The sequence below is a fragment of the Micromonospora sp. C97 genome, assembly GCF_018070385.1.
In the GTDB taxonomy this organism is placed as follows: domain Bacteria; phylum Actinomycetota; class Actinomycetes; order Mycobacteriales; family Micromonosporaceae; genus Micromonospora; species Micromonospora parva.
Genome location: NZ_JAGPXU010000002.1, coordinates 341,940 through 362,478 on the forward strand (window position 1 = coordinate 341,940; position 20,539 = coordinate 362,478).

Genomic DNA, 20,539 nt, shown 5'->3' on the forward strand with positions numbered 1-20,539 from the left:
CGCCCGGGTCGGCGATCGTGGTTAGCCTCGCGACATGCCGCAACCTCTCGCGCTGTTGCACGTCCCCGCCCTCTCCGACGTCGCCGAGTACGCCTACGCGGCCACCGTCGACGCACCCGCCCGACTGGTGTTCACCGCCGGGGCGTGCCCGCTGGACGCCGAGGGGCGCACTGTCGCGCCGGGCGATCACGCGGCGCAGGCCCGGCAGGTGATGACGAACCTGACGACCGCTCTCGACGCGGCCGGCGCGCGGCTGACCGACGTCGTGAAGACCACCGTCTACGTGGCGTCGTCGCAGCAGAAGGACCTGGTCACCGTCTGGGAGGTGGTGCGGGACTTCTTCGGCGACCACGATCCGCCCAGCACCCTGCTCGGGGTGGCGGTGCTCGGCTACACCGACCAGCTCGTCGAGGTCGAGGCCGTCGCCGCCGTCCAGACGGGGGCCTGACATGCGGATCCGGGGGGCGCGGCCCGACGACGCGCCGGGCGTGGTGGCGCTACGGGCGACGGTCTACCCGTACCTGGTGCGCGGGGTCGAGTCGACCCGCAAGATGATCGCCGAACCGCCGCCCGAGGAGGCCTGGACCGCCTTCGTGGCCGAGGTCGACAACCAGGTGGTCGGCTGGGTGTCCGCCGAACGCATCGGTACGACGTCGATGGCGAACGTCGGCGGCATCAACCTGCTGCACGTACACCCGGAACATCGGCGACGCGGCATCGGCGGCGGGCTGCTGACAGCCGCGACCGACTACCTCCGCCCGCTGGGAATCCGCCGGGTGCGTGCCACCGCACAACCGGAGGCGCTGCCGTTCGCCCGCCGGCACGGCTACGAGCCCAGCCGCGAGGTGCGCTACTCGGCGCTCGATCTGGACCAGGTGCCCGCGCTGCCCGCGCCACCGCCGGGCGTACGGCTGCACCCGATCGCCGAGGTGGACCCGCACCTGCTGTACGCGGCGGACGTGGCCTCGGCCGTCGACGAGCCGGGCGACCTGCCGGTCGACAGCAAGAGCTACCAGAGCTGGCAGTACGACGTCTGGGACAACCTCGGCCTGGACAAGACGGCCAGCGTCGCCGCCGAGGTCGACGGTGAGATCGTCGCGTTCAGTCTGGTGAAGCGGGACGGGGACCGGATGTGGTCGGACTACACCGGCAGCATCCCGGCGTACCGGGGGCGCGGGCTGGCCCGACTGGCCAAGACGGCGGCGCTGCACCGGGCCGCCGCCAACGGCGTACGTGCCGCGTACACCTCGAACGACGAGGCGAACGCACCGATGCTGGCGATCAACGCCCGGCTCGGCTACCGCCCGGTGGCGTCCCAGTGGACCTGCCTCGCGGAGCTGACCTGACCGGCGGGCCGGAGCCTCAGGGGCGGTCGCGGTCGAGGTACGGGCTGAGGAGTTCGCGGGCGAGGCTGGTCGCCGTGTCCAGCGCGAGCCCTCCCTCGATCATCCGGCTCAGCGCGTAGACGATCGACTGCACCAGTTCGGCCACCCGGACCGGGTCCGAGGAGCCGTGGTCGGTGAGCGCGGCGCGCAGCGGGGCTTCCAGGCGGTCGTGCATGAGTCGGCTGGAGCTGGCGAGTGCCTCGCTGCTGCCGGCTGACGCGAGCGCGCGGGCCAGCGCGTGGTCGCCTCGGGCAACCAGTTGCAGGTTGGAATCCACGTACGCCTGGATCTTCTGCCCGGGCGTGCCGGCCGCCTCCATGCGCTTCTCGACATAGGCCGACCAGCGGGGGAACGTGTCGGTGACGAGGGCGTCGAACATGTCGGCGCGGGACTTGAAGTACGAATAGACGCTGGAGCGGGCCAGGCCGGCGTGCTGGGCGACCTCGGCCAGGCCGGGGATCTGCTCGGGGTGTTCCGACAGCAGGGTGCGGGCCGCGTCGAGCAGCGCCGCGCGTTGGGATGCCCGGTGCTCGGCGACGGTCGCGGCCTGGATCTTCGGCACGCCACCCCCTTGTTCCGGACGAGCGTGACCTACCTGGTCCTGCGCCCGCACCCTGCCGTCGTGGTCAGCTGCTGGTCGCAAGCTTGCCGTCGACCATCTCGTAAACGGTGTCACAGTACTGCAGCACATCGTGGTCGTGAGTGACCATGACCACCGCGACCGACCGCTGCCGGGCCTCGTGGGCCAGCAGTCGCACGATCTCGTGGCTACGTGCCCGGTCCAACGCCGCCGTCGGTTCGTCGACCAACAGCACGCTGGGCTCGGTGACCAGTGCCCGGGCGATCCCGACGCGCTGGCGCTCACCGCCCGACAGCTGGTGGGGGCGCCGGTCGGACTTGTCCGCCATGCCGACGTCCGCGAGCAGTTCCAGCGGGTCACGGCCGGACCGCTGCGACCTCGACCCCAGCCGCAGGGGCAGCCGCACCTGATCGGCGGCGGTCAACGCCGGCAGCAGGTTACCGGACTGGAACACGAACCCCACGTGCTGGCGGCGCAGCTCCGTACGGGTCCGGCGACTCGGCACTGTCATGTCCTGACCGGCGACGGTGACGGTGCCCTGGTCGGGTCGGGCCAGGCCGCCGGCGACGGCGAGCAGGCTGGACTTGCCCGCACCGGACGGACCCACGACCGCGGCGAGTTCGCCGGGTCGCACCGTCAGGTCGACGTTGTCGAGCGCCTGCACGGTCTCGGCGGCGTTGCCGTGCCGCAGGGACACCCCACGCATCACCAGCCCGAGCCGGTCGGACGCGTCGTCGGCGGTTGTGGTCGAAGCGGTCGGAGCGGGACGGCTGCTCATCGGTTTCCTCCCAGAGCGGTGGCCGGGTCGACAGAGGTGATGCGGATGACCGCCGCGCCGGCTCCCACCAGGCCGAGGACGACGAGGCCGACCCCGGCGGCGGAGATGCTCGGCATGCTCAACGCGAACGGGATGCCGCTGCCGGTGATCAGGGCGCCGAGCGCGAGGCCGACCCCCACGCCGATGGCCACAGCCGCCGCCAACAGGACGAACGCCTGCGTCAGCGCGTCGCGCAACACCCAGCCGGTCGAGGCGCCCAGGGCCCGCAGGACGGCCACCTCGGGCTTGCGCTGGATCGCCCACACCGCGAAGAAGGCGCCGGCGACCAGCGCGGAGATCGCGTACAGGAACCCCTGGATCAGTTGCAGGGTCGTCGTCTCGGCGGTGTATCCCGGCGAAGCGCCGTAGGACTCCTTCAGGGTCAGGCTCTCGGTGCCGGCCGCGGTGTCCCCCGCCGCCAGGTCGACGGACTTCCCGTCGGCCGCGCGCACCGCCACCGCCGTGATCTCCGTTGCGGCGCGCTGCGGCAGCGCCGTGCCGGGGGCGGTGCCGGACTTGATGGCCTGCCACGCCGCCAGCGGCACGTACGCCACGTCCACGTGCCCGAAGGTGTCCTGCTGTTCGGTGACGCCGACGACCCGCAGCCGGGTGCCCAGCCGGTCGATGGTGACGACGTCGCCCATCTGCAGGCCCGCGTCCAGCGCCGTGGGGCTCACCACGATGCCGTCCTCGGTGCCCAGCCGGTCACCCTGGCTGACCGGGGGCGACAGGAACGAGTCGGGCTGGACGCCGAACAGCGCCAGGTCGACCTCGGTTCCCCGATCGGTGCGCGTGTTCACGAGCGTGTTGCCGAACGGCGTCGCGTCGGCGACGCCCGGCTGGTCGGCCCACTCGTCCACCGCCGTCATGTCCACCACGCTGCGGGAGAACGCGGAGTCGCGCTGCACGTCCTGCGCGAAGGCGAAGGACGTGACCGGCAGGTTCTGCAGCCCGGACACACCGTCGCGGACCAGCCCGACCGACAGCCCGGACAGCATCACCATCAGCACGGCGATCAGCGCGATCACCGCGCCCATCAGAGCGAACCGCAACCGGGCGAAGTTGAGTTCACGAATCGCGAGGAACATCAGCGCGCGCCCTCGTAAATTGTCGACATCATGTCGGCATGTTATCAACAGCGTGTCGGCAAATATCACACCGCAGCTGTCGACCCCACCACACCGCAGCCTGCGGAAGTGGCCCCACCACGGACGCCATCCAGGCCCGCATCGATCAGGCGGGAACCGCCGCCCGACGTGGGTGATCAGGCGACGGCCGCCCGACTGGTGGTGATCAGGCAGCGACGGCCGCCCGACGTGGTGCTCAGGCGGCGTCGAGGACGCGGCGGGCCACGGCGTGGGTGTCCGCCCCGAACAGCACCAGGCGGGCCTCGGCGACGGTGGCGGGGGTGGCCGTGCGCAGCACCGACAGGGCCTGACGGACCGCGTCGTCGACCGGCCAGCCGTAGATGCCAGCGGAGATCAACGGGAAGGCGAGCGTCACCGCGCCCAGCTCGTCGGCCACCCGCAGGCTGTTGGCGTAGCAGTCCCGCAGCAGCGCCGAGCGGTCCTCGTCGGCCGACCAGACCGGCCCGACGGTGTGGATGACCCAGCGGGCCGGCAGCTCACCGGCTGTCGTCGCCACGGCCTGTCCCGTGGGCAGACCCCGGCCGTACCGGGACGCCCGCAGGGCCCGGCACTCGGCCAGGATCGCCGGGCCGCCACGGCGGTGGATGGCACCGTCGACCCCGCCGCCGCCGAGCAGGGACGAGTTCGCGGCGTTCACGACGGCGTCCACCCGCTGTGCGGTGATGTCCCCCTCGATCAGGACGATCTCCACGTCAGCGCTCCCCGACCGGCCGACCGGTGGCCGATGCGGCCAGCGGGCCGTCGATCGGCTGGCCGAGCGAACGGCGGGCCAGCAACGCCGCGCCGGCCACCGCCGCCGGCATGACCAGCACGGCACCGAGCGGGATCAAGAAGCAGAGGAACACCGCCACCCCGAACCCGAGGGCGGTGGGACGGTCGGCCTTCAGGATCGCCCGACGCTGCGGCAGCCGCATTCCCCGGCGGTAGAACGGCGCCCCGACAAGCTCCACGGCGAGGAACCAGCCGCCCACCGCCGCCCCGATCACCGGGACGACCGTCTGGCCGACCACCGGGATGAAACCGGCGAGGAAGAGGGGGATGCCGACCAGCGCGGTGAGCGCCACCAGGCGTACCGAGTCGGCGACGCTGCGGCGCAGCGACGACCAGAACGGCACGTCCACCGCACCCGGTGTGCCGCCGTAGCGCTGCTCGACATGCTCGGAGATCTTCTCGTAGAACGGGTCTCCGATGACCAGGGTGACAGCGGTGAAGGTGAGCACTGCCAGCAGACCACCGACCCCGAGGAAGGCCAGTCCGGCGATCACCCGGACCAGGCTGCGGGCGGTGCTCGACCAGTCGTCGGCGAACGGTGTGACGAGCGCGGCGAGGTCGTCCACGAAGTACACGAGGGTGGCGAACGCCGCCACGAAGAGCGCGCCGGAGATCAGGGCCGGCACGACGCCGAGCAGCATCAGACCGGGGCTACGAACGTAGAGGCCCAGGCCACGCAGGAGCAGGCCGGCCCCGGCGAGGAAACGTCCGGCGGCCCCGGTAACCGGGCTGGCGACTCTGCTGACATCCACGATCGAGCAGCCTAACGAGCGGCCGTCGAATCCGCCGGGTGCAGCACTAGCAACGACGCCCGCGTCGCACATCAACCGGTTGACGGATGGATGTGGTCAACCGGGGTCGCCGGTGATCATCGCCGACCGGTCGATTCGCCGCCGGGCCACCCCGACAACCCTTGAGGGGTACGGGAAAAGCGGCGAAAGGGCGGCGAGATGCCGGTCATCGAGGTGACCAGACTGCACAAGCGATACGGCGATCTGGTGGCGGTGGACGAGGTGTCGTTCGCTGTGGAGGCGGGTGAGATCTTCGGTGTCCTCGGCCCGAACGGCGCGGGCAAGACCACCACCGTGGAGTGTGTCGCCGGGCTGCGTGTCCCCGACGGGGGCGGGGTGTCGGTCCTCGGGCTCGACCCCCGCCGGGACGCGGCCCAGCTACGCCAGCGGGTCGGTGTGCAACTTCAGGAGAGCCAACTGCCGGACCAGCTCCGGGTGGCCGAGGCCTTGGAAATGTACGCGTCGTTCTATCGCGATCCGGCCGACCCGGCCGAGCTGATCGAGAGGCTGGGTCTCGGCGCGAAGCGGAACACCGCGTACAAGAAGCTCTCCGGTGGTCAGAAGCAGCGACTCTCCATCGCGCTGGCGCTGGTCGGCAACCCGGAGATCGCGATCCTTGACGAGCTGACCACCGGGCTGGACCCGCAGGCTCGGCGGGACACCTGGAGCCTCATCGAGCAGGTGCGTAGCAGCGGAGTGACGATCGTGCTGGTCACGCACTTCATGGAGGAGGCCGAACGGCTCTGTGACCGGATCGCGGTGATCGACAAGGGCCGGGTGGTAGCGCTGGACACCCCGGCGGGCCTGGTGTCGTCGGTGGCTCCCGAGCAGCGGATCCGGTTCCGGCCCTCCGCTCCGATCGACGACCGGCTCCTCACCGACCTGCCCGAGGTCTCCGCGGTGCAGCGCACCGGCAGCCAGGTGGTGGTGACCGGCACCGGTGAGTTGCTGCACGCGGTCACCTCGGTGCTCGCCCGCAACCAGATCGTCGCCGCCGACCTGCGGCTGGAACAGTCCACCCTCGACGACGCGTTCGTCGAGCTGACCGGGCACCGGCCCGTCGCCTGAAGGAGAACCGACATGCACGCCTTCGGGCAGATCCTGAAGATCGAGACACGACTCTTCCTGCGGGACTTCGGCTCGCCGCTGACCACCGTCGTCCTACCGGTCGCGCTGCTGGTGGTGTTCGGGCTGGTCCCGGCGGCACGGCAGCCGGAGGTCCAGTTCGGTGACCTGTCCTTCATCCAGTACTTCGCACCCTCACTGCTGGTGATCACGCTCGCCATGTCGGCGGTCAACATCCTGCCCACGGTGCTGGCCACCTACCGGGAACGTGGGGTGCTGCGCCGGCTGGCCACCACCCCGGCCAGCCCTGCCGCGCTGTTGGCCGCCCAACTGCTCATCTCCCTCGCCACCATCCTGGTCAGCGCGGTGCTGCTCATCGCGGTGGGCCGGTTGGCGTTCGACGTGCCGTTGCCCCGGCATCCGTTGGGCTTCACACTGGCCCTCCTCCTCGGCACGGCGGCCCTGCTGGCACTCGGCCTGCTCGTGGCGGCGGTGGCGCGGACGGCGAAGTCGGCGCAGGCGATGGCCGTGCCACTGTTCATGGCCGTCATGTTCTTCGGTGGCGTCTACGTGCCCCGGTTCATCCTGCCGGACTTCCTGGTCCGGATCGGCGACTACACGCCACCCGGGGTCCAGGCGCTGCTCGACTCGTGGACCGGGGCATCGCCACACCTGTCGCACCTCGGGATAATGGCGGTGGTCGCGCTGGCGGCCGGCGCCGGCGCGGCAAAACTGTTCCGCTGGGAGTGATCGGGGATTCGATGGCCAGCAGCGGCGAGCACGACCGTCTGACCAGGTGGCGCAAGAACGAAGCGACCCTCTATCGCGTGGTTCCCTACGGCGGGCTGGCCTTGGGCACCCTGCTGGCCCTCGTCGCACCGGCACCCCATCATCTCGGCGCGCTGCCCACCCTCGCCATCGCCGTGGTAGCCGGATGCTGGGTCGCCTGGTTCGTCACAGTGCACCCCGGCTGGCAGAGCCGGCGCGGGCTGATGGCGGTCTACTACGCCGGGTTGCTCACCTTCGGCGCCGCACTGGTAGCCGCCAGTCCGTGGTACGGCTTCTTCGCCTGGATCGGTTACATCCACGCCTTTCCGGTCCTGCCCAGGCGCTGGCGGATCGCCGGGGTGACAGCCACCGCCGCCATCATCGCCACCTCTCAGGGCGGTGGCCTGGTGATAGCGATGTCGCACTGGCCGCTCTGGCTGCTGCTGGTGCTCTTCAACCTGATCGTGGCCGGCTCGGTGAGCTGGTTCGCCATCATCGCCGAACAGGAGGACGCCAAACGCCGACGACTGATGGCGGAACTCGGCGAAGCCAACCGGCAACTCACCGAGACGGTCCGGGAGAACGCCGGGCTGCACGCCCAACTGCTCATCCAGGCACGGGAGGCCGGCGTGCTGGACGAGCGCCAACGGATGGCGCGGGAGATCCACGACACCCTCGCCCAGGGGTTGGCCGGCATCATCACCCAACTGGAGGCGGCCGAGCAGACCCGCGACCGGTCCGCCGACTGGCGCCGGCACGTCGACAACGGGCTCGCGCTGGCCCGGGAGAGCCTCACCGAGGCCCGCCGCTCGGTGCGGGCGGTCCGCCCGGAATCGCTGGAGACGGCCCGGCTGCCGGACGCCCTGGTCGAGCTGGGCGGGCGCTGGTCGGACCTGCACGGGATACGGGCCGAGGTCGCCACCACCGGTACGCCCCGTCCACTGCACCCGGAGATCGAGGTGACCCTGCTGCGGGCCGCCCAGGAGGCGCTGGCCAACGTGGCCCGGCACGCCGCCGCCTCACGGGTCGGGCTGACCCTGTCGTACATGGCCGACGTGGTGACCCTGGACGTGCGCGACGACGGGGCCGGCTTCGAGGTCACCGACCAACCGACGTCCCGGGAGCCGACTGGCGGGTACGGGCTGACCGTCATGCGGCAACGGGTCACCCGGGTCGGCGGCGAGTTGGCGGTCGAGTCCGAACCGGGCGGCGGCACCGCCATCTCGGCGTCCGTTCCCGCGCTACCCGGAGGTGCCGGGTGACCACCTCGATCCGGCTGCTGATCGTCGACGACCATCCGGTGGTACGGGACGGCCTGCGGGGAATGTTCACCGGCGACCCCGATTTCGAGGTGGTCGGCGAGGCCGCGGACGGCTCGGAGGCGTTGGCACTGGTCGCGACGCTGCTACCGGACGTGGTGCTGATGGACCTGCGGATGCCCGGGATGGACGGGGTGACCGCCATCGGTCGCCTGACCCGCGCCGGCAGCACCGCCCGGGTGCTGGTGCTCACCACCTACGACACGGACGCGGACGTGCTGCCGGCGATCGAGGCCGGTGCCACCGGCTACCTGCTCAAGGACACGCCTCGCGAGGAACTGGTTCGCGCGGTACGGGCCGCCGCCCGGGGTGATTCGGTGCTCGCGCCGAGCGTCGCCGGCCGGCTGATGGGCCGGCTGCGCGCGCCGGTGGAGGAGCCGCTGAGCCAGCGTGAGCTGGAGGTGCTCACGATGGTGGCGCGCGGTGCCTCCAACCGGGAGGCTGCGGCTCGCCTGTTCATCAGCGAGGCCACCGTCAAGACCCACCTGCTGCACGTGTACGCCAAGCTCGGGGTCAACGACCGGGCCGCCGCGGTGGCCACCGCGTACGACAGGGGGTTGCTGACCCCCGGCGGGCGGTGAGCGGGGCCGGGCAGGATGGGCGGGTGCGCGCGTCCCGACTGATCTCGTTGTTGTTGCTGCTGCAGGCGCGCGGGTCGATGACCGCGAGCGAGCTGGCCCGGGAGTTGGAGGTCTCCGAGCGGACCGTCTACCGGGACGTGCTGGCGCTCTCCGCCGCCGGCGTGCCGGTCTACGCCGACCGGGGGCGGGCCGGCGGTTACCGTCTGCTCGGTGGGTACCGCACCCGGTTGACCGGGCTGACCAGGGACGAGGCGGAGGCGCTGTTCCTCGCCGGGCTGCCCGGGCCGGCGGGCGAGATGGGACTCGCCGACGCGGTGGCGTCCGCCGAGCTGAAGGTGCTCGCCGCGCTGCCACCCGCGCTGCGCGACGCGCCGGCCCGCGCCGGGCAGCGGTTCCACCTGGACGTGCCGGGCTGGTTCCGGGAGACCGCGGCACCGCAGTGGTTGCCCGAGCTGGCCCGGGCGGTCTGGGCGGACCGGGTGGTGGAGCTGCGCTACCGACGCGGCGACCGGGAGGTGACCCGCCGCGTGGAGCCGTACGGCCTGGTGCTCAAGAGCGGGGTCTGGTATCTCGTCGGCCGGGTCGGTGAGAACGTGCGCACCTACCGGGTGGACCGGGTCACCGGGGTCGAGGTGGGCGACGAGCACTTCGACCGTGACGAGGGCTTCGACCTGGCCGGGCACTGGCGCGAGCAGGCCGGGTCGTTCCTGCGGACCATGCTGCGGGCCGAGGTCGCCGTCCGGCTGAGCCCCGCCGGCCTGCGCCAGCTCCGGCACCTGGTCGATGCCCCCTTCGTGTACGACGAACTGGTCGCCACCGCCAACGAACCCGACGGGCAGGGGTGGGTGGTGGCCCGGTTGCCCGTCGAGTCGGTCCCGGTGGCGTACCACCAACTGCTGGGGCTCGGCCCCGAGGTGGAGGTCCTCGACCCACCCGAGCTGCGGCAGTTGTTCGCGCAGAGCGCCGACCGGCTCGCCGCGCTCTACCGGTAGCCGGTCACGTCCGCCGGTTTACCCGCGTCGACCACCTCGGTGATGTAGCGGAAACCCTCGGGTTGGCTGCCGTCGAGGTCGGTGAACCCGTACACCTTGGACAGGCTGCCGGCGTCGACGGACCTGCCGCTCCAGCGGGCCTTGTCGTCGTCGGCGGCGAGCGCGGCCACCGCCCGGCCGACGAAGGCAGGGGTCTCCGAGATGAGGAAGTTCGGGTCGGTGGCGGCGCCGTCACGCCAGTTCTCCTCGGTCACGCCGAAGTGCTCCAGCATCGCCTCGGAGCGGATCCAGCCGGGGGTGAGCGCGACGGCGGTGCAGCCGTACGGTTTCAGCTCATGCGCCTGGCTGAAGGCGAGCCGGTTGACCGAGACCTTGGCCAGGTCGTAGAAGACCGACAGCCGGTAGTTCTCGTCGTTGTACGCCTTGGTCCCGTCGCCCATCTCCACCACCAGCCCGCCGGGCTTGCGGATCAACAGCGGGAGGGCGAAGTGGCTGGTGATGATGTGCGTGTCGACGGCCAGTCGCAGGGTGCGGAAGCCGGCGTCGAGCGGCTGCTCCCAGACCGGCTTGTCCCAGGTGACCAGGGGGTCACCGCCCCAGATGTCGTTCACCAGCACGTCGAGTTGGCCGTGCTCGGCGTCGATCCGGGCGACCAGGTCGCGGACCTGCTCGGGCACCAGGTGATCGACCTGAACGGCGATGCCGGTGCCGCCGGCCGCGCTGACCAGCTCGGCTGTCTCCTCGATGGTCTCCGGTCGGTCCATCTCGGAGCGGCCGGCCCGGGTGCTGCGACCGGTGGCGTAGACAGTGGCACCGGCCGCGCCGAGCTGAACGGCGATCTGCCGCCCGGCACCCCGGGTGGCACCGGCGACGAGCGCGATCTTTCCGGTTAGCGGTTGCGTCATGTCTGCGACGGTGTCAGGAATACCTGACAGCCGACGTCCGAATTCGGTTACCCGATCTAATCAACGAGCCGGACGCGGACCCGACGGTTGGCGCGGCCCTTGCTCTCCACCTTGACCACCTGCACCTTGCCGATCTGGGCGGTGGAGGCGACATGGGTGCCGCCGTCGGCCTGCACGTCCAGCCCGACGATGTCGACGATGCGGACCTCCTGCTCGTCCGGCGGGATGAGGTTGGACTGGGTGCGGATGATGTCCGGCAGGGCCAGCGCCTCGGTGCGCGGCAGCACCCGCGTGGCGACCGAGCGGTCGGCGGCCACCTCGGCGTTGACCAGCTCCTCGATGCGGGCCTTGAAGTCCGGGGGCACCTCGGGCAGGTTGAAGTCCATCCGGGCCTCGCCCGGCTCCATGTTCCCGCCGGTGACCAGCGCGCCGAAGTCGCGGAACACCACACCGCAGAGCACGTGCAGCCCGGAGTGGGTGCGCATCAGCCGGGTGCGGCGCTCGTCCTCCACCGCGCCCACGACAGCGGTGCCGACCGGCGGCAACGGGTCACCCTCGGCGGGGATCAGGTACGGGTCGTCGCCCTTGCGGGTGCCGACGATCCGGGTCTGCACGCCCTGCCAGAGCAGCACGCCGTGGTCGGGTGGTTGACCCCCGCCGCCCGGGTAGAACGCGGAACGGTCCAGCACGATGCCCTGCTCCGCATCGGCGTGCAGCACCGTGCAGGTCCATTCGCGCAGTGTCGGGTCGGCAAGATCCAGCCGGTGCGTACGGCCATGCTGTGTGACGCCCATGACAGGGCAGGTTACTCGTTCAGGAAGCCGGAGATGCGCTCGCGCAGGTCGGCGCGCTCCGACCAGAGCACCCCGGGCCGGTCGTACACGTGCAGGGTGGCCTGGGGCAGCGCGGCGGCGAGCCGCTCGGCGACCTCGACCGGGTGCAGGTCGTCGCCCGCACAACCGATCACCAGCGCCGGCGCGGTGACCGCCGCCAGGTCACTGATCCGGCGCAGCGGCGTCTGGTCGGTGAGCGTGGCCAGAGCGTCGGCCAGACCGTCACGGAGCAGTTGGTCGAGCCGTTGCCGCAGGTACGCCCAGCCGGCCGGGGTGTTGCGCACCGCCGGGGGCAACTCCAGCGTGACGATGTCGGCGACCGCCGAGGCGTCCCCGCTCTCCACCGCCTCCAGCAGGTCGGTGATGCGTTCCCGGGCGGCCGGCCCGCGTGGCTCGTCGAGGACCGCCGGCAGGAAGAAGACCAGCCTGTCGAAACGCTCCGGGCTCTCCGCGAGGAGCCGGCAGAGGGCACCCGCACCGAGGCTCGCGCCGAACGCTCGGCTGGCCCGCCCGAGGTCGGCGATCGCCCGCAGATCCCGGGCCAGGTCCAGGTAGTCCCACGGACCGTCCGGGGAATCGGAACGGCCGTGACCGCGGAACTGGAAGAACACCTTGCGGCCGTTCACCCCGCTGCCGAACGGGCGGGTGGTGGCGATGCCGTTGCCCAGACCGTGCGCGAACACGGTGACCGGGTCACCGGTGCCGGTGACCAGCCGCTCCAGCCGTACGCCGTGCGGGGTGGTGACCAGCTCGGTCTCCGGCTCCGGCAGCGCCGGCCGGCCGGTACGCGGCCCACCCGGCCCCGGCCCCCAGGTGCGGGGACCGCTGTCGGGTGGGGGCGGCCAGCGAAAACCTCTCACCAGAACCCTTTGCCGTCGCTCAGGTCGCGCAGACCGACCCGGACGTCGAGCAGGTAGATGAGCGCGGCGGCGATGCCGATCAGTCCGAAGAGGCTGATCGGACCGAAGCCGAGCAGGGTGAGCACGAGGCAGACCGCCAGGATGGCGATCCAGCCGCCCTTGGGCAGCGTGCCGATAGCGGGGAACGCGTCGGAGCGCTGCGTGACGGCGTGCACCAGCGCGACACCCTGGATGATCAGCGCGAAGACGAGCAGAATCAGCTCGATCACGTAGCGGACTTCGAACGCGAAGATCGGCGCGGCGTTGGCCATGTCGGCAAGTTTATGTCCACGACCCCGGCTACGTCCGACAAGGACGCCGCCGGGGTCGTCGACCCGATGAGCTACTCGGCCGCCGGGCGGGTCCGCTTGGTGGCCCGGGGCAGCTTCGCCGACGGGGTCTCGGCCTGCTTGACGGCCTTCGGGGCGCGGGCGACCTTCTTGACCGCGGCCGGCTTGGCCTCGGCGATCTCGGCCACGTCGGCCGGGGTCGGCGTGTCGACGGGGGCCGGGGCCGGGGCGGTGGTGGTGGCGGCGGTGGCGGTCGCGGCGGTGGCGGTCGGCGTCACGGCCTCGGTGGCCTCGATGTCGGCGTTGACAGTCTCGGCTGCCTCCAGCACGCCGGCGCCGACGACCCGCTCGCCCCGGGCGACCAGCGCGCCGTACGCGGCGAACGCCCGCTCCTGGGCGACCTGGGCGCTCGCGACCACCAGGGCGGCGTTGCGGGTCGCGGCGGCGCGCAGCTTGTCGATGTCGGCCACCTCGCGCAGCTTGGCCAGGTCGGCGCTCTCGTTGGCGGTACGCAGCGTCTCGGTGGCCTTCTGCTTCAGCTCGAAACCGGTCAGCACAGCCCGACCACCCAGGTCGGCGACGACCCGGGTGCTGAGCACGCCGACCACGGCCGGCAGCTTGCGCAGCTGCTCGATGGCCAGCTCGCCGGCACCGGCTGCGGCGTAGATCGGGGCGGGGATGCGGTTGGTCTTCGGCTCGCTCATGACGTCTCCTCTTCGGCCGCCTCGGCGGCCTTCTTCTTCTGGGGGATGCTGGTGCTGCCCGGGGCGGGGGCGGTGCCCGCCTCGGTGACGGCGACCGACTCGAGCACGGCCTCGGTCGGGGTGCCGCCCACGGTGGTGGGGCCGGTGGCGGCCACATTGGCCAGATCGGCGGCCTGGCTGGCGGGCTGGTCGGCGGCCTGGTCGGCCTGGGCCGCCCCGGCTCCGGCCTGAGCCGCGTCGGCTTCGGCCTGGGCCTCGGCCAGCCGGGTGTTCTCCCGGCGGAACGTCTCGTAGATCTGACTGAGCGACTGCTTCTGCGCCATCGTCAGGTCTGCGTCCACGGCGATGGCGGCGAGCACCCCGTGGCCTTCCTTGTCGTCCAGCAGACCGGCGCGCAGGTACATCGCCGGCGTGGAGACCCGCAGCGCGCTCGCCAGTTGCTGGAGCACCTCGGCGCTGGGCTTGCGCAGGCCGCGCTCGATCTGGCTGAGGTACGGGTTGCTGACCCCGGCCTGCTCGGCGAGCTGCCGTAGCGAGATCTTGGCGTTGCGCCGCAGATCGCGGATGAACCCGCCGACGTCGGGAAGGTCCTTGGGTGTGGCCATGACCGCGACGCTAATCGCTGGCGCTAGCTCCTGCAAGCAAAATGCTAACCATAGTTAGCAAGGTCTCAACATCCCGTTTGCGCGCCGCTCCGTCGATCCGTACGGTCCGACCGTGCACAAGATCACAGTCAATGGAGCAAGCATCGCGTACGACGAGGCCGGCACCGGTTCACCCGTCGTCCTGCTGCACGCCGGCATCGCCGACCGGCGGATGTGGCGGGGGCAGGTGTCCGCGCTCGCCACCCGACACCGGGTGATCGTCCCTGACCTGCGCGGCTACGGCGACTCGGAGCTCCCCCCGGCCCCGTTCACGCACCACGACGACGTGGCCGGGCTGCTGGACGCGCTCGACCTGCCCCGGGCGGCCCTGGTCGGCTGCTCGTTCGGCGGAGCGGTCGCCATCGACACCGCGCTGGCCCACCCCGATCGGGTGAGCGCGCTCGCGCTGTTCGACACGGCGGTCTCCGGCAACGAGTGGTCCGACGAGGCGAACGACCTGTGGGACAACCTGGTCGGCGAGGTCGACCCCGACGACTTCGTCGCGGGCGCGGCCGGTGAGGTGCGCTTCTGGGTGGTCGGCCCGGGACGGCAGCCGGAGGACGTCGACAGCGAGCTGGTCGCGTTCGCGCAGGAGATGGACCAGCGGGCCCTCGCCGCCGAGCTGGCGCTCGGCGCGGTCGAGGTGGGCGAGCTGACCCCGCCGGCGATCGGCCGTCTCGGCGAGCTGGCGATCCCCGTCCTGGTCACCGCCGGCGCCGCGGACGTACCGGACATCAGCCGACTCGCCGACCGGATCGCCGCCGAGGTCTCCGGCGCGGTGCGCCTACCCGACGTGCCGAACGCCGCGCACCTGCTGCCGCTGGAGCGTCCGGAGCCGGTCAACGCCGCACTGCTCGACTTCCTGAGCTGATCAACCCCGCACGCAGGCCGGGCCGCACGCACACCGGGCCGTTCGGAGCCCGACCCGCGAATGAGCGTGATGCCACAGCGGCATCGTGATGCCGCTGTGGCATCACGATGTTCGGGCCACCGCCAGCCGGCACGGTCACCGACGGTGAGCCACGCCGGCCGTCCCCACCGATGCCGGAGTGCCGCTCACCAGAGCGGGCGGACCGCTCCGACCGGCACCCCGCCGCCGAAGAGCGGCACCTCTTCGTACTCGGCCAGCACCGGGGCGTCCACGCCGAGTCGGCGCAGCGCGGAGACCAGCACCGGCATCCGCGCCCGGTCGGCGCCGTCGTCGATCTTCAACGCGACGGCGCCGACGCCCGGCACCGCCACGGCGATCACACCCTCCGCGCCGACCTTGGCCAGCAGTCCCGGAACACCACGCATCAGCCGGGTGTCGTCGGCCTGGGTGCCACCCACGATCTCCGGGTACGCCCGCATCGCGTCGGCCACGGCGCGCGGCACCGAGCCCGGCTCGGCGTCGACCAGCCGCAGGTACGCCCCGGCCAGGCCGGTCAGCGACACGGCGAGCACCGGGGCGCCGCAGCCGTCGACCCCCACCGCCGCCGCCTGCTCGCCGGTGAACTCCTCGATGGCGGCCCGCAACCGCTGCTGCAGCGGGTGCTCCGGCCGCCAGTAGCCGTCCCGCGGCCAACCGGCCGCCTCACAGGTCAGCAGCATCCCGCTGTGCTTGCCGGAGCAGTTCATCTGCACCCGACTCGGGCCGCCACCGGCGCGCAGCACCGCCTCCCGGGCTGCGGCGCCCACCGGCAGGTCGGGCGGGCAGTGCAGCGCCGACTCGTCCAGCCCCGCGCGCTCCAGCAGCGCACCGACCCGGGCCAGGTGGAATTCCTCGCCCGCGTGACTCGCCGAGACCAGCGCCACGTCGGCCGGGTCGCTCAACGCCAGGCCGGCCCGGAGCATCCCGATCGCCTGCATCGGCTTGCTGGCCGAACGGGGAAAGATCGGCGAGACCACGTCCCCGGCGGACGCCACCGCGACACCGGCGGCGTCCTGCACCACCACCGAGCCGCGGTGCGCACCCTCCACGAACCCGGACCGGACCACCTCGGCGAGCGGCGCGCCGCCCTCGTACGTCTTCGTCACGCGGTGGACGGTACCGACGGTTCGGGGGTGCCCGGCACCGGGGTGACCAGGACATCCACCGCCCGGGTGACAGGGGCGCGGGACAGACCCGGCCTTACAGCCCGAGCAGCTCGCGGGCCTCGGTGGTGGTCAGCGGCGGACGCTGGGCGAGCTGGGCGAAACCCACCGCGCGGGCGACCAGCTGCATGTTGGACTCCACCGGGCGACCCTTCGCGTACGTCACGGTGTCCTCCATACCGACCCGCAGGTGCCCGCCCGCCGACAGCGAGGCCAGCAGGACCGCAAGTGTGCTCCGGCCGACACCGGTGGCCGAGAAGGTGGTGCCCTCGGGCAGGTCCCGCAGCATCCGGTGGGCCGCGACCAGGGTTTCCGTGGTGCCCGGCATGCCACCCGGCACACCCATCACGAAGTCGACGTGCACGTGCCCGCCGGCCGGCAGCCCGTACTTGCCGAGCAACCGCTGCAACGCCGACAGGTGGCCGAGGTCGAAGATCTCGTACTCCGGCACGATCCCGCGTTCCTGCATCCGGGTGTGCAGGTCGACGATGAACTCCCAGCGGTTGAGGAAGACGTCGTCGCCGAAGTTGACAGTGCCCATGGTGCAGGAGGCCATGTCCGGACGGGCGTCGAGGACGGCGAGCCGGGCGGCCTCCGGGTCGGTCACCGCACCGCCGGTGGAGAGCTGCACGATCAGGTCGGTGCCCTCCCGCAGCGCCGCCACCGTGTCGGCCAGCCGCACCGGGTCCAGCGTCGGCCGGGCCTCGTCGTCGCGGATGTGGACGTGGATCACGGCGGCGCCGAGCGCCTCGCACTCCTTGGCGGTGAGCAGCAACTCGTCGAGGGTCACCGGCAGCGCCGGCACCTCCGCCTTGGCCGACTCAGCGCCGGTCGGGGCCACCGTGATCAACGTCCCTGTTGTCATGCCGGCGATCCTAGACGGCCCGGTCAGGACGGGTCGATCGCCGCCGCCGTCTCGCCGATCAGCAACGCGGCGTCGTCCGGCACGTTGCGCTTCAGCACCGCGAGGGCGACCTGACCCAGCTCGTGGTGCAGCACGGCGGTGCCGACGAAGCCGACGGCCCGGCCGTCGAGGGTCACCGGCGTACCGGCCACCGGCGGCTGATCGGTGGTCACCCCGTCCAGATGTAGCAGTACGAGGCGACGCGGCGGCCGACCCAAATTGTGCACCCGCGCCACCGTCTCCTGCCCCCGGTAACAACCCTTGTCCAGGTGCACCGCCGGGGCGATCAGGTCGACCTCGGCCGGGATGGTCCGATGGTCGGTGTCCACCCCGACCCGCGGCTGCCGGGCGGCCACCCGGATCGCCTCGTACGCCCAGAGCCCCGCGACCGGCACGCCGGCGCCGCGCAACTCCGCCACCACCTGGTCCATCGCCGACCGGGGCACCAGCAGGTCCACCCCGAGCGGGCCACGTCGGGCCCAGCCGCCGATCGGCAGCGGTTTCACGTCGTACCGAGCGCCGGCCCGCTGTGGCACGGCACCGTGCGGAAACTTCGGACCCGGCACCGCGACCACGTCCGGCGCGGCCAGCCCGGTCACGCCCAACGTGCCGAGCGCCTCCATGGCCGCCGGCCCGACCAGCGACAACAGCGCCCGCTCGGCCGTCGCGTCGCGTGGTTCGACCTTGCTGAAGAACCGCATCTTCTCCAGGTAGGTCAGCAGGCCCTCGGTGGCGCCGGGCTCGGTGTCCAGCCAGGTGGTCTCGCCGTCCTCGGCGACCATGGCGTGCTGCTCGACGTGGCCGTGCGGCGACAGCACCAGCAACTCGGTGCCGTCACCGGCGGAGAGGGCACTCAGGTGCTGCGAGGTGATCGTGTGCAGCCAGCCGGCCCGGTCCTCCCCGGGCACCGCGATGACCCCTCGATGCGACCGGTCGACCAGACCGACAGCGGTGTCGAGGGTGCGCTGCTCACGCAGCGGGTCGCCGTAGTGCGCGGCCACTCCCCGCACGCCGGCCGCGACGTGCGCCGGATCCGGCTGGTCGCGGCTGGCCTCGTCGATGCTCTCGACGGCCACCGCGCCCGCGATGTCGATCATTTGTCGTCCCCGTTCTCGCAGCGTACGCAGACGCCGAAGAGTGACACGTGCCCGATGTCCACCCGGAACCCCCGTTGCGCGGCCAACTGGTCGGCGAGGGGGCGCAGCAGCTCCGGATCGATCTCGTCGATCGCGCCACACTCCCGGCAGACCAGATGGACGTGTTGGTGCTCACCGGCCGCGTGATAGGTCGGCGAGCCGTGCGACAGGTGCGTGTGGGTGACCAGGCCGAGCCGTTCCAGCAGCTCAAGCGTGCGGTAGATGGTGGTGATGTTGACGCCGGCGGCGACCTCCCGCACCGCGGTGTGCACCTGCTCCGGGGTGGCGTGGCCCAGATCGAGCACCGCCTGGAGGACGAGCTGCCGCTGGGCCGTCAGCCGCAGTCCACGGGACCGCAGCATTTCCGCGAGGGAGGATTCGGACACCGTCCGATCATAGTTCGGCAATCGCGGCCACTCCTGCCTGCGACGGGCCGCCGCTACGCTCGACGGTCATGGTGACGCCACCCGTCGGCACGGCCCCGACCGCAGCGAGTGCCCGGATCGCTGTTCTCGGCCGGGGTCTCGTCCCGGCCGACGAACCCGTCCTGCGCGCCGACGACCTGGGTGTCCTGCACGGCGACGGCCTCTTCGAGTCAATGCACCTGCGCCAGGGCCGGCCGTGGCTGCGCGACGAGCACCTGGCCCGGCTGGCCACGGCGGCAGCCGCCGTCGACCTTGAGCTGCCCCCCGTCGACGCGCTCATCGACCTGCTCGACACCGTGCGCGCGGGCTGGCCGGCGACGGTGGAGGGCGCGCTACGGCTGGTCTGCACCCGGGGCTCGGAAGCCGGCGGCCCGCCGACCGTCTACGCCACAGTGAACCCGGTGCCGGCGTCCTCCCAGGCAGCTCGACGCAACGGGATCACCGTGGCGATCCTGCCGCTGGGGGTGCCCGCCGACGCGCGCACCGGGCTCGACTGGCTACCGGCCGGAATCAAATCCACCTCGTACGCGGTCAACAGCGCCGCCCGCCGCTGGGCCCGCCGGGCTGGCGTGGACGACGTGCTCTGGGTCTCGTCCGATGGGTACGCGCTGGAGGGACCCATCGCCAACGTGGTGTGGCTCACCGGCGACACGCTCTGCACCGTGCCCGCCGCCACCACCGGCATCCTGCCCGGCACCACCGCCGCCTGGCTGCTCGCCCACGCCGACGAGCTGGGCCTGGACGGTTCCGAACGGATGGTCACGCCGGCCGAGCTGCACGCCGCCGACGGGGTCTGGTTCAGCTCATCGGTGCGCGGGCTCGCCGAGGTGCGGATGCTGGACGGGGTGCGCCGGGAGCACTGCCCGCGCACCCCCGCCCTGCACGCCCTGCTCGGTTTCCCCGTCGACTGAGCGTCAGCCGCCGACCCGGACCAGCCGGGCGGAGAGGTGCGGGCTGAGCCCGTGACCCATGGCGGCCATCTCTTGGGCGTAGAGCAACGCACCCTCGACGATGCCGAAGAGCCGGTGGCCGCCGGTGACCTCCTTGGCGGTCGGAGTCCGGATCACCGCGTCGGTGGCGAACTCGACCTGCGTGCCGGTGCGCTTTCCCAGGTGCAGCTCCATCACCCCGGTCGGGGTGGTCAGCAGCGCCTCCAGCTCGTCGGTCGCGCGCCCGTCCACGAGCACCGGACGCCACCAGCCGACCTCGCGACCGGCCGGACGGACCGGCCTGCTCTGCTCGTCGAGGATCCAGGCACGGGACTCGTAGTGCAGGAACGGCCGGCCGTCGTGGCTGATCCGGATCTCCTGCGCGTAGTCGAAATCCTCGATGGTGGGGAAGCCGCCCTTGCCCCGGCCACGCCACAGCCCGATGTACGGCAGCAGGGCGTCGAGCGCGGGGTGCAGCTTCGGCCCGACCCGCAGGTCGTGGCTCTCCTCGAACGGGTACTCCTCGACCGGCGGCGCGTTCAGCCACGGCGGCTGCAGCGGATTCTCGTCGCTCACCAGC

Annotated in this window: 25 protein-coding genes; 9 read left to right on the forward strand and 16 right to left on the reverse strand. The window is 72.1% G+C overall.

Features of this window, described 5'->3' with window-relative positions; all coding sequences use genetic code 11:
* The first annotated feature begins 34 nt into the window (after window positions 1-34).
* Together KBX26_RS04760 and KBX26_RS04765 are read left to right on the forward strand one after the other, a co-directional pair.
* Window positions 35-448: a RidA family protein gene (locus KBX26_RS04760; protein WP_210864811.1), complete on the forward strand. Its 414-nt coding sequence runs from the start codon at window positions 35-37 to the stop codon at window positions 446-448.
* A 1-nt stretch (window position 449) separates the two neighbouring features.
* Complete coding sequence (locus KBX26_RS04765) at window positions 450-1,346, forward strand: GNAT family N-acetyltransferase (protein ID WP_210864812.1); 897 nt, start codon at window positions 450-452, stop codon at window positions 1,344-1,346.
* 16 nt (window positions 1,347-1,362) lie between these two features.
* On the opposite strand, the gene KBX26_RS04770 is transcribed toward KBX26_RS04765, so the two are convergent.
* The 5 genes from KBX26_RS04770 to KBX26_RS04790 all read right to left on the reverse strand — a co-directional run bounded on the left by KBX26_RS04770 (window position 1,363) and on the right by KBX26_RS04790 (window position 5,453).
* Complete coding sequence (locus tag KBX26_RS04770) at window positions 1,363-1,947, reverse strand: TetR/AcrR family transcriptional regulator (protein WP_030327741.1); 585 nt, start codon at window positions 1,945-1,947, stop codon at window positions 1,363-1,365.
* 64 nt (window positions 1,948-2,011) lie between these two features.
* Entirely contained in the window at window positions 2,012-2,743 is a 732-nt protein-coding gene (locus KBX26_RS04775; RefSeq protein WP_030327742.1) for an ABC transporter ATP-binding protein, read from the reverse strand.
* On the reverse strand, window positions 2,740-3,870 hold the full coding sequence (locus KBX26_RS04780) for an FtsX-like permease family protein (RefSeq protein ID WP_030327743.1): 1,131 nt from the start codon (window positions 3,868-3,870) through the stop codon (window positions 2,740-2,742). Before KBX26_RS04780 ends, KBX26_RS04775 begins: the two co-directional genes overlap by 4 nt.
* A gap of 235 nt (window positions 3,871-4,105) precedes the next feature.
* Window positions 4,106-4,621 carry an O-acetyl-ADP-ribose deacetylase gene (locus tag KBX26_RS04785; protein WP_210858929.1) on the reverse strand — a complete coding sequence of 172 codons (516 nt, stop codon included), beginning with the start codon at window positions 4,619-4,621 and terminating at the stop codon, window positions 4,106-4,108.
* Window position 4,622: 1 nt separating this feature from the next.
* Window positions 4,623-5,453 carry an EI24 domain-containing protein gene (locus KBX26_RS04790; protein ID WP_051708107.1) on the reverse strand — a complete coding sequence of 277 codons (831 nt, stop codon included), beginning with the start codon at window positions 5,451-5,453 and terminating at the stop codon, window positions 4,623-4,625.
* A 198-nt stretch (window positions 5,454-5,651) separates the two neighbouring features.
* Between KBX26_RS04790 and KBX26_RS04795 the strand changes: the two genes are divergently transcribed.
* From KBX26_RS04795 to KBX26_RS04815, 5 genes are read left to right on the forward strand one after another with little or no spacing between them, the layout of a single operon-like run.
* Window positions 5,652-6,560, forward strand: coding sequence for an ABC transporter ATP-binding protein (locus KBX26_RS04795; RefSeq protein WP_210858932.1), 909 nt, complete (start codon window positions 5,652-5,654; stop codon window positions 6,558-6,560).
* 12 nt (window positions 6,561-6,572) lie between these two features.
* Window positions 6,573-7,307 (forward strand): ABC transporter permease, encoded by a 735-nt coding sequence (locus KBX26_RS04800; protein ID WP_210858934.1) that lies wholly within the window; start codon window positions 6,573-6,575, stop codon window positions 7,305-7,307.
* A gap of 11 nt (window positions 7,308-7,318) precedes the next feature.
* The gene (locus KBX26_RS04805; RefSeq protein WP_247680194.1) at window positions 7,319-8,587 is read left to right on the forward strand and encodes a sensor histidine kinase; all 1,269 of its coding nucleotides are present in this window, start codon (window positions 7,319-7,321) and stop codon (window positions 8,585-8,587) included.
* Complete coding sequence (locus KBX26_RS04810) at window positions 8,584-9,225, forward strand: response regulator transcription factor (protein WP_030327749.1); 642 nt, start codon at window positions 8,584-8,586, stop codon at window positions 9,223-9,225. The genes KBX26_RS04805 and KBX26_RS04810 overlap by 4 nt, the downstream gene beginning before the upstream one ends.
* 23 nt (window positions 9,226-9,248) lie before the next feature.
* Window positions 9,249-10,217, forward strand: coding sequence for a YafY family protein (locus KBX26_RS04815; RefSeq protein WP_030327750.1), 969 nt, complete (start codon window positions 9,249-9,251; stop codon window positions 10,215-10,217).
* On the opposite strand, the gene KBX26_RS04820 is transcribed toward KBX26_RS04815, so the two are convergent.
* The 6 genes from KBX26_RS04820 to KBX26_RS04845 all read right to left on the reverse strand — a co-directional run bounded on the left by KBX26_RS04820 (window position 10,208) and on the right by KBX26_RS04845 (window position 14,453).
* Window positions 10,208-11,122, reverse strand: coding sequence for an SDR family oxidoreductase (locus KBX26_RS04820; protein ID WP_030327751.1), 915 nt, complete (start codon window positions 11,120-11,122; stop codon window positions 10,208-10,210). The genes KBX26_RS04815 and KBX26_RS04820 overlap by 10 nt on opposite strands.
* A gap of 56 nt (window positions 11,123-11,178) precedes the next feature.
* Window positions 11,179-11,916, reverse strand: coding sequence for an alanyl-tRNA editing protein (locus KBX26_RS04825; protein ID WP_030327752.1), 738 nt, complete (start codon window positions 11,914-11,916; stop codon window positions 11,179-11,181).
* Between the two features lie 11 nt (window positions 11,917-11,927).
* Window positions 11,928-12,815 (reverse strand): alpha/beta fold hydrolase, encoded by an 888-nt coding sequence (locus KBX26_RS04830; RefSeq protein WP_030327753.1) that lies wholly within the window; start codon window positions 12,813-12,815, stop codon window positions 11,928-11,930.
* Window positions 12,812-13,126: a DUF2516 family protein gene (locus KBX26_RS04835; RefSeq protein ID WP_030327754.1), complete on the reverse strand. Its 315-nt coding sequence runs from the start codon at window positions 13,124-13,126 to the stop codon at window positions 12,812-12,814. The genes KBX26_RS04830 and KBX26_RS04835 overlap by 4 nt, the downstream gene beginning before the upstream one ends.
* Window positions 13,127-13,197: 71 nt before the next feature.
* A complete protein-coding gene (locus KBX26_RS04840; RefSeq protein ID WP_030327755.1) occupies window positions 13,198-13,848 on the reverse strand; it encodes a hypothetical protein in 651 nt (216 codons plus the stop codon).
* Window positions 13,845-14,453 (reverse strand): helix-turn-helix transcriptional regulator, encoded by a 609-nt coding sequence (locus tag KBX26_RS04845; RefSeq protein ID WP_210864814.1) that lies wholly within the window; start codon window positions 14,451-14,453, stop codon window positions 13,845-13,847. Before KBX26_RS04845 ends, KBX26_RS04840 begins: the two co-directional genes overlap by 4 nt.
* A 112-nt stretch (window positions 14,454-14,565) precedes the next feature.
* Here KBX26_RS04845 and KBX26_RS04850 point away from each other — a divergent pair, with 112 nt between their 5' ends.
* Complete coding sequence (locus KBX26_RS04850; protein ID WP_307857748.1) at window positions 14,566-15,363, forward strand: alpha/beta hydrolase; 798 nt, start codon at window positions 14,566-14,568, stop codon at window positions 15,361-15,363.
* A gap of 185 nt (window positions 15,364-15,548) precedes the next feature.
* Here KBX26_RS04850 and KBX26_RS04855 read toward each other — a convergent pair whose 3' ends face one another.
* The 4 genes from KBX26_RS04855 to KBX26_RS04870 all read right to left on the reverse strand — a co-directional run bounded on the left by KBX26_RS04855 (window position 15,549) and on the right by KBX26_RS04870 (window position 18,991).
* Window positions 15,549-16,508 carry an asparaginase gene (locus KBX26_RS04855; RefSeq protein WP_210864815.1) on the reverse strand — a complete coding sequence of 320 codons (960 nt, stop codon included), beginning with the start codon at window positions 16,506-16,508 and terminating at the stop codon, window positions 15,549-15,551.
* A gap of 94 nt (window positions 16,509-16,602) precedes the next feature.
* Window positions 16,603-17,430: a 3-keto-5-aminohexanoate cleavage protein gene (locus KBX26_RS04860; protein WP_210859728.1), complete on the reverse strand. Its 828-nt coding sequence runs from the start codon at window positions 17,428-17,430 to the stop codon at window positions 16,603-16,605.
* A 23-nt stretch (window positions 17,431-17,453) separates the two neighbouring features.
* Complete coding sequence (locus tag KBX26_RS04865) at window positions 17,454-18,566, reverse strand: folate-binding protein YgfZ (RefSeq protein WP_030327760.1); 1,113 nt, start codon at window positions 18,564-18,566, stop codon at window positions 17,454-17,456.
* A complete protein-coding gene (locus KBX26_RS04870; RefSeq protein WP_030327761.1) occupies window positions 18,563-18,991 on the reverse strand; it encodes a Fur family transcriptional regulator in 429 nt (142 codons plus the stop codon). The genes KBX26_RS04865 and KBX26_RS04870 overlap by 4 nt, the downstream gene beginning before the upstream one ends.
* Before the next feature lie 68 nt (window positions 18,992-19,059).
* On the opposite strand from KBX26_RS04870, the gene KBX26_RS04875 reads away from it, so the two are divergent.
* Entirely contained in the window at window positions 19,060-19,941 is an 882-nt protein-coding gene (locus KBX26_RS04875) for an aminotransferase class IV (protein ID WP_051708108.1), read from the forward strand.
* Window positions 19,942-19,944: 3 nt separating this feature from the next.
* Here KBX26_RS04875 and KBX26_RS04880 read toward each other — a convergent pair whose 3' ends face one another.
* Window positions 19,945-20,535, reverse strand: a complete 591-nt coding sequence (locus KBX26_RS04880; RefSeq protein ID WP_030327763.1) for an FABP family protein — start codon at window positions 20,533-20,535, stop codon at window positions 19,945-19,947.
* Window positions 20,536-20,539: the final 4 nt, after the last annotated feature.

What these genes read in the sequence shown, in the direction of transcription:
- KBX26_RS04760 (WP_210864811.1), top strand. Translation starts at nt 35, where the DNA reads ATGCCGCAACCTCTCGCGCTGTTGCACGTCCCCGCCCTCTCCGACGTC.
- KBX26_RS04765 (WP_210864812.1), top strand. Translation starts at nt 450, where the DNA reads ATGCGGATCCGGGGGGCGCGGCCCGACGACGCGCCGGGCGTGGTGGCG.
- KBX26_RS04775 (WP_030327742.1), bottom strand. Translation starts at nt 2,743, where the DNA reads ATGAGCAGCCGTCCCGCTCCGACCGCTTCGACCACAACCGCCGACGAC.
- KBX26_RS04780 (WP_030327743.1), bottom strand. Translation starts at nt 3,870, where the DNA reads ATGTTCCTCGCGATTCGTGAACTCAACTTCGCCCGGTTGCGGTTCGCT.
- KBX26_RS04795 (WP_210858932.1), top strand. Translation starts at nt 5,652, where the DNA reads ATGCCGGTCATCGAGGTGACCAGACTGCACAAGCGATACGGCGATCTG.
- KBX26_RS04800 (WP_210858934.1), top strand. Translation starts at nt 6,573, where the DNA reads ATGCACGCCTTCGGGCAGATCCTGAAGATCGAGACACGACTCTTCCTG.
- KBX26_RS04805 (WP_247680194.1), top strand. Translation starts at nt 7,319, where the DNA reads ATGGCCAGCAGCGGCGAGCACGACCGTCTGACCAGGTGGCGCAAGAAC.
- KBX26_RS04820 (WP_030327751.1), bottom strand. Translation starts at nt 11,122, where the DNA reads ATGACGCAACCGCTAACCGGAAAGATCGCGCTCGTCGCCGGTGCCACC.
- KBX26_RS04825 (WP_030327752.1), bottom strand. Translation starts at nt 11,916, where the DNA reads ATGGGCGTCACACAGCATGGCCGTACGCACCGGCTGGATCTTGCCGAC.
- KBX26_RS04835 (WP_030327754.1), bottom strand. Translation starts at nt 13,126, where the DNA reads ATGGCCAACGCCGCGCCGATCTTCGCGTTCGAAGTCCGCTACGTGATC.
- KBX26_RS04840 (WP_030327755.1), bottom strand. Translation starts at nt 13,848, where the DNA reads ATGAGCGAGCCGAAGACCAACCGCATCCCCGCCCCGATCTACGCCGCA.
- KBX26_RS04845 (WP_210864814.1), bottom strand. Translation starts at nt 14,453, where the DNA reads ATGGCCACACCCAAGGACCTTCCCGACGTCGGCGGGTTCATCCGCGAT.
- KBX26_RS04860 (WP_210859728.1), bottom strand. Translation starts at nt 17,430, where the DNA reads ATGACAACAGGGACGTTGATCACGGTGGCCCCGACCGGCGCTGAGTCG.
- KBX26_RS04865 (WP_030327760.1), bottom strand. Translation starts at nt 18,566, where the DNA reads ATGATCGACATCGCGGGCGCGGTGGCCGTCGAGAGCATCGACGAGGCC.
- KBX26_RS04875 (WP_051708108.1), top strand. Translation starts at nt 19,060, where the DNA reads ATGGTGACGCCACCCGTCGGCACGGCCCCGACCGCAGCGAGTGCCCGG.